This is a genomic window from Pseudohaliea sp. (assembly GCF_040217025.1).
In the GTDB taxonomy this organism is placed as follows: Bacteria; Pseudomonadota; Gammaproteobacteria; order Pseudomonadales; family Halieaceae; genus Pseudohaliea.
This window is the reverse complement of record NZ_JAVJOA010000008.1, coordinates 653,997-665,454: the sequence shown is the minus strand read 5'-3', so window position 1 is coordinate 665,454 and position 11,458 is coordinate 653,997. Positions and strand designations below refer to the sequence as shown.

General features: G+C 60.8%; 10 protein-coding genes. 9 read left to right on the top strand and 1 reads right to left on the bottom strand.

The annotated features are described in order from the left end of the window. Positions 1 to 53 precede the first annotated feature (53 nt). Entirely contained in the window at positions 54 to 548 is a 495-nt protein-coding gene (locus tag RKE50_RS07250; protein WP_350035522.1) for an Lrp/AsnC family transcriptional regulator, read from the top strand. 418 nt (positions 549 to 966) lie between these two features. Next, positions 967 to 3,126: a TonB-dependent receptor gene (locus RKE50_RS07245; protein WP_350035521.1), complete on the top strand. Its 2,160-nt coding sequence runs from the start codon at positions 967 to 969 to the stop codon at positions 3,124 to 3,126. 62 nt (positions 3,127 to 3,188) lie between these two features. Here RKE50_RS07245 and RKE50_RS07240 read toward each other — a convergent pair whose 3' ends face one another. Then, positions 3,189 to 3,962, bottom strand: coding sequence for an enoyl-CoA hydratase/isomerase family protein (locus RKE50_RS07240; RefSeq protein ID WP_350035520.1), 774 nt, complete (start codon positions 3,960 to 3,962; stop codon positions 3,189 to 3,191). A 105-nt stretch (positions 3,963 to 4,067) separates the two neighbouring features. Between RKE50_RS07240 and RKE50_RS07235 the strand changes: the two genes are divergently transcribed. The 7 genes from RKE50_RS07235 (at position 4,068) to RKE50_RS07205 (ending at position 11,423) form a co-directional block, all read left to right on the top strand. Continuing rightward, on the top strand, positions 4,068 to 4,850 hold the full coding sequence (locus tag RKE50_RS07235) for a class I SAM-dependent methyltransferase (protein WP_350035519.1): 783 nt from the start codon (positions 4,068 to 4,070) through the stop codon (positions 4,848 to 4,850). A 594-nt stretch (positions 4,851 to 5,444) separates the two neighbouring features. Continuing rightward, positions 5,445 to 7,880, top strand: a complete 2,436-nt coding sequence (locus tag RKE50_RS07230; protein ID WP_350035518.1) for an arylsulfatase — start codon at positions 5,445 to 5,447, stop codon at positions 7,878 to 7,880. Between the two features lie 257 nt (positions 7,881 to 8,137). After that, positions 8,138 to 9,280 carry a tyrosine-type recombinase/integrase gene (locus RKE50_RS07225; protein WP_350035516.1) on the top strand — a complete coding sequence of 381 codons (1,143 nt, stop codon included), beginning with the start codon at positions 8,138 to 8,140 and terminating at the stop codon, positions 9,278 to 9,280. Then, positions 9,277 to 9,702, top strand: coding sequence for a hypothetical protein (locus RKE50_RS07220; RefSeq protein ID WP_350035515.1), 426 nt, complete (start codon positions 9,277 to 9,279; stop codon positions 9,700 to 9,702). The genes RKE50_RS07225 and RKE50_RS07220 overlap by 4 nt, the downstream gene beginning before the upstream one ends. Positions 9,703 to 9,801: 99 nt before the next feature. Next, a complete protein-coding gene (locus RKE50_RS07215) occupies positions 9,802 to 10,041 on the top strand; it encodes a helix-turn-helix transcriptional regulator (RefSeq protein WP_350035513.1) in 240 nt (79 codons plus the stop codon). 348 nt (positions 10,042 to 10,389) lie between these two features. Continuing rightward, positions 10,390 to 11,145, top strand: a complete 756-nt coding sequence (locus tag RKE50_RS07210; RefSeq protein WP_350035511.1) for a hypothetical protein — start codon at positions 10,390 to 10,392, stop codon at positions 11,143 to 11,145. Next, complete coding sequence (locus tag RKE50_RS07205) at positions 11,142 to 11,423, top strand: hypothetical protein (RefSeq protein WP_350035509.1); 282 nt, start codon at positions 11,142 to 11,144, stop codon at positions 11,421 to 11,423. The genes RKE50_RS07210 and RKE50_RS07205 overlap by 4 nt, the downstream gene beginning before the upstream one ends. The last annotated feature ends 35 nt before the right edge of the window (positions 11,424 to 11,458 follow it).

The window sequence follows — 11,458 nt, the reverse complement described above, 5'->3', positions numbered from 1 at the left end:
CTGTTATGCTGGATTTAATTGCGAGTGATGGCGCCTATCCTGAGCTTTATTTGATGAAGAATGTCAGCAGCGAAGAAAATGCGGTTGCAACCCGCAGTGCGAACCTCGACGAAACAGACTTCGAGATCCTGCGCCAGCTGCAGAACAATGCGCGGCTGAGCAATAAGGACCTGGCTGAGCGGGTGGGCCTGGCGCCGTCCACGACCCTGGTGCGCACCCGCCAGCTCGAGCGCGCCGGCATCATCCGCGGTTATCACGCCAGCATCAACCCGGCGGCTCTCGGCATCGGCCTGCAGGCGCTGATCGCCGTGCGCCTGCGCGAGCACACGGCCGCCGGCGTGGCGTCGTTCCAGGACTACGTGCTCGGCCTGGCCGAGGTAATGCGCCTTTACCACGTGGCCGGCGCGAATGACTTCCTGGTGCACGTGGGCGTGCGCGATTCCGACGCGCTGCGGGATTTCGCCATGAACGCCCTCACCACCCGCCCGGAGGTGGCGCACCTGGAGACGGGGCTGATCTTTTCCTGCGTGCAGGCTGCAGGCGGGTAGGGCGCTTGCACCGGTGCCGGTGAGTCCGAGCCATCAGGCATCCGCTTTCTGTCCCCTGACAAGTAGGGTAAGCTTCCGCGCCATGAGAGCATTGCGCGACAGGTTGCGAGGCCCCCGGGCGTTGCCGGCAATTCTGCTGGCGGCATTGCTTGGCGTCTTTGTCGCGGTCCAGACCGAAGCTCTCGGTCACCTGCACGGCGCCGATGATCCCATCGGCGATTGCTCTCAGTGCCAGCATTATGGTGGCCATGCTGTCGTAGCCAGTACGGCTGAACTGCCGGTGCTTCTTGCGGTACGAGCCGACACCCCCCGACCCCACCGGCAGTCGCCGGTTGCCATCCGCTACCGTCTCCAGGCGCGAGGTCCGCCAGCCGCTTCCTGATAGTCGCAACTTCTTTTCATCTATCAGGAGCTAGTCATGAAACGCACTATCCTTGCGCTCTGTGTGGGCGCTGCAAGTCATGCGATGGCGGAGACTACCGCATCGCGGATGGAGCACGTCATCGTCACCGTGCCCATCCACAAGAAGGCCGCCGAAACCGCACTGCCGGTGACGGTACTCACCGCCGAAGAGCTGCGGCGCCTTGCAACCAGCACCCTCGGCGAAACGCTCGGCGACCAGCCCGGGATTTCCAATTCCTCCTTCGGCCCGGGCGTCGGCCGCCCCGTGATTCGCGGGCAGGCGGGGCCGAGAACGGTCAACCTGTCCAACGGTATCGCCGCCGCAGACGTCTCCAGCCTCAGCCCCGACCACGCCGTCGGCATCGAGCCCATGCTGGCCGAATCCGTCGAAGTCCTGCGTGGACCGGGGACGCTGCTCTACGGCGGCGGCGCCATCGGCGGGGTGATCAATACGGTGGACAACCGGATCCCCGGGCAGCGCATTGACGGCGTACAGGGCGCCGTGGAGTACCGGTACGACGAGGCCGCCGACATGGACACCGGGGTGGTCAAGCTGGAGGGTGGTGGCGGCAACTTCGCGTTCCACGTCAGCGGTACCTTCCGCGAGTTCGATGACCTGGAAATCCCGGGGCTTGCCATCGACGAAGCCGCGGTGGAGCGCCAGGAGGAGTTGCTCGGGCTTGAGCATGGCCATGAAGACCATGACGATCACGCGGGTGAGGAGGACGACGAGCACGAGCACGAACATGAAGAGGAGCTCGAGAACTCCGACGGCTTCATTGCCAACACCGACGGCGAGGCCGACATCTATACCATCGGCGGCAGCTATCACTTCGGCGAGCGCAACTTCGTCGGCTTTGCCTACAACAGCTTCGAGACCAATTACGGTATCCCGCCCGGTGCCCACGAGCACGACCACGGCGATGAGCACGAGGACGGGGAGCACGACCACGAGGACGAGGAGCACGAGCACGGCGAAGAAGAGGAGAACATCCGCATCGACCTCAAGCAGGAGCGCTACGATACCCAGCTGCACCTGCATGATGTCGTGCCAGGGCTGATTGACGTGGCGCGCGGCTTCCTCACCTACACCGACTATGAGCACGTCGAGCTCGAGGGGATGGAAGTGGGCACGCAGTTCGACCGGCAGACTTACGAAGGCCGGCTGGAACTGGTGCGTGAGGGCGTCAACCACGGAGTGCTCGGCCTGCAGTGGCGTGCCGACGAGTTCGAGGCTATCGGCGACGAGGCCTACGTGCCCGAGACAGACTCGACCGAATGGGGGGTTTTCTTCGTCCAGGACTTCCACAGCAACGACTGGCTGTTCGAAGTGGGCGCGCGCGCCGACTACGTCGAGCGCGATCCGGCCGCGGGCTCCGCGGAAGACTTCACCAGTTTCAGCCTGTCGGGTACGGCGCTGTACACGATCAACTCCAACTGGAGCACGGGGCTTTCCCTGTCGCGTTCCGAGCGTGCGCCCTCTACCGAGGAGCTGTTCTCGAACCTGAACAATACGGGCGAGCAACTGGTGACCCACGCCGCCACAGGGATCATCGAGATCGGCGATCCGGACATGGACGAGGAGGTGTCCATGAACGCGGATCTCTCTTTGAACTGGCTGACCGAGCGCGCCTCTGCCGAGCTGACGCTGTTCTACAACACCTTCAGCGACTACATCTTCCTGCTGAACACGGGTACGGCGGTCGACGAGACCCCCGTCTATGTCTACGAGCAGGACGACGCCGACTTTTACGGTGTGGAGATCGAGACGAGCTTCGATCTGGCCAGGCTGGCGGGCGGCGACCTGTCACTGGGTGTCTTCGGCGACATGACTACCGGCGAGTTCGACTCGGCCGGCGACGTGCCCCGGCTGCCGCCGATGCGCATCGGCAGCGAGCTGGCCTGGCGCAGCGATTCGCTGGGCGCCTATGTGCGGGTGCTGAATGCCGATGATCAGGATAACCCGGGCGATTTCGAAACGGAGACTGACGGCTACACCCGCTGGGACGCCGGCATCGATTACAACATCGAGTTTGCCGGTGACACGCAGCTGCTGGCCTTCGTCAAGTGGAAGAACATCGCCGACGAGGAGATCCGCCTGAGCACTTCCTTCCTGCGCAACTACGCGCCGCAGCCGGGGGAGAGCATCGAGGCGGGTGTTCGCCTGATGTTCTAGCGGCATGGCAGCCCGCTTCCTTTCCGGAGCGGGCTGCCTCGCGTGCAGGCTTCTGCGTCGCTTCAACCGGGAGGCTTACGCCGCGCCTCGAGATAGTGCTGCCGCGCCGCCTCGCACTCCGGGTCAAGCAAGCCGGCAAGCAGGCTGTCGGCATCCGACCACGATCGCGCGAGCCCGACCTGGGTCGCTGTCACGGCATCCACGTGGCGCTTGGTCGCCTGCACGGGCAGCGCGGGGCGTTTCGCCACCTCATCAGCAAGCGTGTCGACGGTGGCATCGAGTTCGCTCTCTTCCACTACCCGGTTGAGAAACCCCGCGTCCAGGGCCTCGGCTGCATCGAAAGGCCGGCAGGTGATGACGAGCTCCTTCGTCAGCGCGGGGCCGATCTCACGCACCAGCCGGGGTATGCCGCCCCAGGCCAGGGGTATGCCCAGGTCGACCTCGGGGATGGAGAAACGGGTCGAGCTGGCCGCCACGCGCAGGTCACAGGCGGCGGCGAGGACCAGCCCGCCGCCCACGCACCAGCCGTGAAGCCGGGCGATGGTGATCGCCCGCACCGCCTCCAGCGCATCGGCCATGATACGGCCGGCATCCGCCGCCTCGCGCGCGCCCGTTTCTCCGGGGCCGGGAAAGCCCGCGAGGTCCGCACCGGCGGAGAAGCTGCGGCCGCGGCCACCGACGATGATTACCCGCACCGCCGGATCGGCGTCCAGGGCCTGTGCAGCGGCAGTGAGTTCCTGCAACGTCTGCACGGAGAGCGGGTTGAGCTTGTCGGGGCGGTCGAGCCAGAGGCGGGCGATGGGGCCCGCTTGTTCGATAGACAGTGTTTCGTACATCCAGCGGTCTCCGGGGTCGGACAAGGCCCGGCGGGTAGTGGCGCAATGGACCGGTGCAGTGGTTACCCGTCGATGCCGTGTTACGGCAAAGCCGAGCATACCAGTATGATTACGGCCGACCACGAGGAAGACGCGATGGACGAATTGGAACTGCTTCTGGAGCTGCACCGCGACGGGGAGCGACAGGGACCGGGGGGCGACGACGAGACCCGGCTCGCGATCACCTTGTCGGGGCTCGCGGCACGGCAACGGCTGGCGGTTGCCGATATCGGCTGCGGGACCGGCGCATCGACGCTGGTGCTGGCGCGTGAACTGGATGCATCGATTACCGCGGTGGATTTCCTGCCGCCCTTCCTGGCCCGGCTGGAGGCCCGGGCGGGCGAAGCGGGCCTGGGGAACCGCATCGAGACGCTCGCGGCCTCCATGGACGCGCTGCCCTTCGAGCCGGCATCCCTCGACGCGATCTGGTCCGAGGGGGCGATCTACAACCTGGGCTTCGCCAGGGGCATCGAAGCCTGGCGGCCCTTTCTCAAGCCCGGGGGTGTGCTCGCCGTGTCGGAACTCACCTGGCTGACGCAGGCGCGGCCGGCGGAGCTGGAGCAGCACTGGGCGGGCGAGTACGCCGAAGTCGCCACGGCATCGGCCAAGATCGCCCAGCTGGAGGCAGCGGGTTACAGTCTGCTCGGCTACTTTCCGCTGCCGGAGCGGTGCTGGCTGGAGAACTACTACCGGCCGCTGCAGGCGCGCTTTGCCGCTTTCCTTGCGCAGTTCGATCATGCCGAGGCGGCGGAGGCGATCGTGGCGGCGGAGGAAGCGGAAATCGCGCTCTATGAGCGCTACCAGGCCTTCGTGAGTTATGGCTTTTATGTGGCTCGCAGAGTGAATTGAGCGGTTGAAGGGCTTTCGGGGATGACTCGAACCCGCCTTGGAGCTGTTTTGATCCTCATGCACGAATTCACCGGCCTGGTGGAATACCCTCTCTCCGAATCGCCGCCTGCAGTGGCCGTCTTTAATCCCGTAGTCGGCGGCCCATGCTTGCCTGCATGACCACGCACGTCGTCTTGTCTTTCCATACGCTCCCAGTGCCTTCAGTGAACAGCAGGGCGCCTAACGATACTGCCGGTCCAAGGGCAGCGCGGCGCAGAGGGATTCCTCCGGGGGACATAACGGTCAGCAACAAGCGCCCGTCACACCGGCGTGCACCATATTGGCGGGGTAGGCGACCCAGGGGCGGGGAAAGATGTGCATCCGTCACATCCGAGAGTGGCGCCAAATGACTCTTCTGGCTTGTCGCGGCAACTAAGCTCTAGCTAGCCTGCGCTATACACGTAGACAACGCCTCTGCTCTAGCTTCAGGTGCGGCCGGAGGTTTCGATGAAAGCAAAGTAGCACGCCCGTACCTCACCGTTCTGGTATGCACGGTTATGGTGCCGGTCTAATTTCTGAGTGTCCGCTTTAACGCCCATTCACGAGGATAGAGACATGCGTAACGCTTACCTAACGTTCATGAGCCTGGTCATGCTGGTGCTTGTCACCGCAGGTTCAACAGAAACGGCGAGCGCACAAACGGAGGGCAATGCAATTCCCTACCCCTTGCCGGAATGGGAGGGCGTACAGGGTAAAACCCTTGCCGATTCAAAACCCGATTTTATCGGTCAGCCTAAGGCTCCCAAGGACGCTCCCAATGTTTTGATTGTAATGCTTGATGATGCCGGGTATTCCAATGCGACCTCCTTTGGCGGTGTCATGCAAACGCCAACCCTCGATCGGATCGGTGACGAAGGGATACGGTACACACACATGTCCGTAGCTGCTGTTTGTTCCCCGACGAGGGGCTCCCTATTGACCGGTTACAATATTCACCAGATCGGTACCGGTATCATTTCAGAGTTTGCCACCGGCTATCCAGGATACAACTCGCAGATCGACTACACCACGCCATCCATTGCAAAGATTCTGACCGACAACGGCTATGCGACGGCAGCCTTCGGCAAATGGCACAACACCCCCATGGAAGAAGCCTCGCCCGCGGGCCCGTTCGAAAGCTGGCCCACCGGCATCTGGGGCTTTGAATACTTCTGGGGTTTCCTGGGCGGCGAGACTAACCAGTTCCATCCGCTGTTGTACGAAAACACCACGGCCATTGAAACCCCGGAGACCAATGCAGATGGATCAGTGTTTCATCTGACTCACGGCATGGCCGATCAGGCTATTAAATGGCTGGATAACTGGAAAGGACTGCGAGATGCTCCGTTCTTCATGTACTTCACACCGGGCGCTGTGCATGCGCCGATTCAGGTACCCGAAGAGTGGCGCGATAAATACAAAGGACAGTTTGACGATGGCTGGCACATCTACCGGGCGCAACAGCTGGAGCGTCAGAAAAAGCTGGGGCTGGTTCCGGAAGATGCAGAAATGGTCGATTGGCCCGAATCCATTCCCCGATGGGATTCCTTCAGCGAAGAGGGCAGGGCCTATCTGGCGAGGCAAATGGAAGTCAATGCCGCCTTTCTGGAACATACGGATTATCACGTGGGGCGGGTCGTCGAACATCTTGAAGAAATGGGCGAACTGGACAATACACTGGTTGTCTATCTCACCGCCGATAATGGCGCTACGGCAGAGGGAACGCCGACCGGGACCTTCTCGGAGCTTCTGATGCAGAACGGCTTCCCACCCCTCAGTATGCATCAGCAGCTGGAAAAACTCGAAGAGTTCGGAGGGCTGGACGCCTGGGGCGGGCCTCATATGGCCAACCATTACTCAGTGGCATGGGCGTATGCTTCATCCACACCGTTCCAGTGGACCAAACAGATGGCTTCCCATTTCGGCGGGACCATGTCGGCTACGGCCATACGATACCCGGAAGCGATTGAAGCACGGGGAGAGTGGCGCAGGCAGTTTCAGAATGTGACCGATCTCGTTCCAACCATCCTCGAAGTGACCGGAGTGCCCGCCCCCGACTATGTAAACGGCCAGAAACGGAAGCCGTATCCGGGTAAATCGCTCACCTATGCATGGAACAATCCCGATGCAGAAACAAACCATCCCACCCAGTATTTTGAAATGCTGGGTTTCATGGGCCTGTATCATGAAGGCTGGACGCTTTCCGGGAAGCCCTATCGGATTCCCTGGTCGGTGGATCCATCGGCCCTGGCAAACTTCGATCCCCTGAACACAGAATGGGAGTTGTACAACATTGAAGAAGATCCCGTCCAGCAGGTGAATGTAGCCGACCAGTATCCTGAAAAGGTGAAAGAGCTGGAAAAGATATTCTGGGAAGAAGCTGAAAGATACAATGTATCTCCCGTGGGGGGGTCCCTGGGCAGAACCCTGCAGCCGGAATCCAATCCGCAACGGGCGGCAAAAAAACACTGGGAGCTCACACCCAACGTGTACCGTGTGCCTGAATTGGCCGGACCCGAGATCAAGTCCACAAACTACGAGATCAATGCCTATTTAACCGCCAATGAAGTTACCGAGGGGGTTATCTATGCCGTCGGCGAGCGCATCGGAGGACAGGCACTGTTTATCATGGATGGTAAGCTGCGTTATAGCTATTCTACGCTCGGGTTGTACTGGCACGATTTCGCCGGTGATGTGAACATTCCTTACGGAGATATCAAAATCACGCTGAAACACACCATGAAGGAGCCGAAATTGAACGGTCCTTCTAATGTCGAATTATTCATCAACGATAATAAGGTTGGTGAAATGGACATTATTGCGACGGTCTATGGCGCCTATACCGGTCATGAAACCTTTGACATTGGTCGGGATGAGGGCATGCCGGTGAATGAGGAGTATGCAGACAAAGGTAGATTCAAATTTACCGAAGGACAGTTGCACAAGGTCGTCTTTGATATCAAGAATCCCGAAGAGATTGTGGAAGCTTCTGAGTACAGCGTGATCGATTGATTTGATGATTTTCTAAGGCAAAAACCGCGAGGAGTGCGGCATCTCAACGCCTTGACTTCCTTGAAGTAGTGGCGGTGGGCCAGACCGACTAACCCCCTTCAGCCCGTATCCCCACCCATCAACCTGATACCTGCCATAGGCCCCTGAAACCCCTATTTATACTGCGTTTCGCCTCTCTCCCTTACTTGTCCTGACAGGTATGGAAAGATACAGGGAGAAGGGCTAAAGTATGGGAAAGCGTATGGGGAGTATGGAACGTGGAACGGTTCAGGTTGAAGGCAAACCAGATCGGCACGGCCAGGCCGCCGGGCCTAGTCGCTGACGGGGGAGGGCTGTACCTCTCCACGTCAAAGACCGGCTCGCAGAGTTGGGTCTATCGCTTCCGCAGGAACGGCAAGCTAATCGACCGGGGCATGGGTAGCGTCGAGGACTTGAGCCTGAAGGAAGCCCGTGAGCTTGCCGACGAGTGCCGGAAGGCTGCGAGGCGAGGCGAGGACCCCCGCGCTGTGATCCGTGGCAAGGACGGTGGCGTGACCTTCCGCGAGGCCGCGAAGCAATACATCGAAGCGCAGGCCCCGGCATGGCGCAGCCCGAAGCAAAAGCCCCAATGGGAGTCCTCCCTGAAGACCTATGCGGACAAGTTCATAGGCGATATGTCCGTGGACAAGATCACCACCGACGATGTGCTGCGCGTCCTTCAGCCCATCTGGTACACGAAAACAGAAACCGCCTCACGGGTGCGGATGCGGATTGAGGCGATACTAGCCTGGGCGACCGTCCACGGGCACCGGGAGGGCTTCAACCCGGCGATCTGGAAGGGGCACCTAGACCTTATCCTGCCGCCACGGGAAAAGGTGCAGAAGCGCCAGCACTTCAACGCCATCGACTACAAAGCCCTGCCAGAGCTATACAGCAGCCTTGGGGAGTCCGTTTCCGCGCAGGCCCTACGCTTCACCATCCTGACCTGCTGCCGCACTCACAGCGTCATAGGTGCCCGCTGGGAGGAGTTTGACGAGGACGTATGGACGGTGCCGGGGGAGCGGATGAAAAGCGGCAAGCCCTTCCGTGTGCCCCTGTCGCCTCCTGCGCTCGCCATTATGGAGAAGTTGAACCACGGGCAGGAATGGGTATTCCCCGGCCTGAAGCGCGGCAAGCCTCTCTCCAACATGGCAATGTTGACCTTCCTTCAGAAGAAGCGCCCCGGCGTTACTGTCCACGGGATGCGGAGCGCGTTCCGTGACTGGGCCGCAGAGGAAACCAGCCACCCCAACGAGGTATGCGAAATGGCGCTCTCTCACGTTATCCGCAATGCCGTTGAGGCTGCATACCGGCGCGGCGACCTGCTGGCGAAGCGGCGAGTGCTGATGAATGAGTGGGCCGAGTTCGTGGAGGGCGCATGAGTATCAGCGACATGGATGTGCAGATTTCCCTGGTGTTTATCGGGTTCGACCTCGCCAAGTTTGACGAGTGGCGGGAGGCGTTGCCGGACGGGGGGGCGAAGGCATCTCTAAAGACACTCCGCGACGATGCCGTGGAGCTTGTGCGCCAGCATCGTATAGACGAGGCTCGCCCAACGCTGGAAGTGCTGCACTTCGCATGGCAAACAGATCATACGCTCGCAGTCCTACAGCCCCGCGCCCGTGCCGAGTTGCGCCGTGTCTACGCGAAGAAGAACAAGAAGGCCGAGCGCTTAGGATGGATCAAGCGACAGCTTCAGCGACAACCGCATCTCACCGCCGACGACCTGCACCATGCCCTGCCCGAGGAATTGCGGTGCAGTATTACCTACCTCGCCAAGCAGGTTTCTGAGGCCAGAAAATAATTCCCAAAAGCCCGTTTTGGATGTTTTAGAAACGTCCAGACCGTTTCCTATTGTCTGTCCTGTCGGCGGTATTAACCGCGTTTCAACAGGAGCCAGACAATGTCCGACAAGCAACCGCACCCCTTTTCCCGCAAAGCGTTCTGTGAGCGCTGGGGCATCTCTCACCAGACCTTTTACGACGAGGTAAAGCGTGGTCGCCTGACCATCCGCAAGATCGGTTCGCGCACCATCGTCACCCCCGAAGACGAGCAAGCATGGCTAGACAGCCTGCCGACTGAAGTCAGCCCGTCGAACAATCCTTGGGGCGGCCAGGGCAAGCCCACGGGCGATGCAGCATGAGCCTCCGCGAAGCCATCAACGCCAAGTGCAAGTGGTGCATTTATGACGACCTTGCGCCAGGGAACTGGCGGCAGCAGGTAGAAGCGTGCCCCTGCACTGATTGCCCCCTGTATGCCGTCAGGCCGCGCAGCCGGGGCATGGCAAGGGTAGCCCACCTAATCGGCCGGCAAGGTGCTGACGTGCAGCGAGAAGCGCACGGAATCGGGCAGGACGGACAAGAAAAAGCCCCGGCGGCAACCGAGGCTCAAAAGGATGTCACCGAGCTAGGTAACGAGTGTGAGTATACCACGCCACAGTGACGCGCACGCACTTCTGAGCCTGCTATTGCAGCGCGGTGACAGTGTAGCCGTGGTGAATGGTCGCCTCAGCATCGAGCCTGCCAGTTGTGAGCCTGTTCCCGTCGAGTGGCTCAGGCAGCACTCGCGCCCGATCCTTGTTGACGTGCTGAAAGCGACCGGCATCGACGGCATGTTTCTGGAGTCCTGGAGCACGGGCAACTACGGCAACAGCGCACATCCAGGCGTGACCCTACAGTTTCGCAGCGTCTACGGTCTCGACGCCTACGCAGTCTTTAACGCTCATCTAACTTTTGATCGAGGCCCAAGGAAGGGGCGGCGCTATCCCGGCAAGCGTTTCCGTGTCGGCAGGCGAAGCGCCTTTGTGAAGTTCTGGCGGCGCACTGACCTCCCCGTGCCGAAGCTGTCTCGTTTCTGGGAGTTCATGGGCAACCTCGACGGCATTGCCTTCCAGGGTAATCGCCAGCAAGAGCGCATCGACAAGGCGACATTGCAGCCGGTAACGATCACTGAAGCCGCGATCCGGCGAGCAACCCTCACGGACTTGTCACGGACTGAGCACGGACAAGTTACGGACAACGCACGGACAACCGTCACGGACAAGGAATCGTCTGAAAGCCTTGCCACGTCTTGCGTTGATGCCAAACCAAAGTACGGGCAAAGCAAAGTACGGAACAAGGACGTAAGGGAGTGCGGATACACGGGTACTCCCATATCCCCCTTCAGTAAGAGACCTCAGGAGCAATCGACCGCTGAATGGCTCGATGCCTATGAAACCCATGTTCCCGTTACGGAGGGGCAGCGATGAAACTCAAAACAGGCGATTTCGTTTTTCAGACCGAGTTCCAGACAGACTCGCAGTGCAATCGGTGGCAGCGAGTGTGGCGGCGGCGGGTGCTTCGCGTCACTGACGACCGCATTGCATTGGCTGGCGCTGAAGTGCTGACCCTGCCGCTGGACTTCCCTGGCGACCTGGACTGGCTTCCATGCGAGGGCATGTTGGCGATGGACACCACGTTGTCCTGGGAGAAGTTCACGGAGCGCGGCTACAGCACCAGTTTCCGGTTGGGGAGGGGCGCGGCGTGATCCGCGTCGGCAAGCTACTGGCTCCGGGATACACA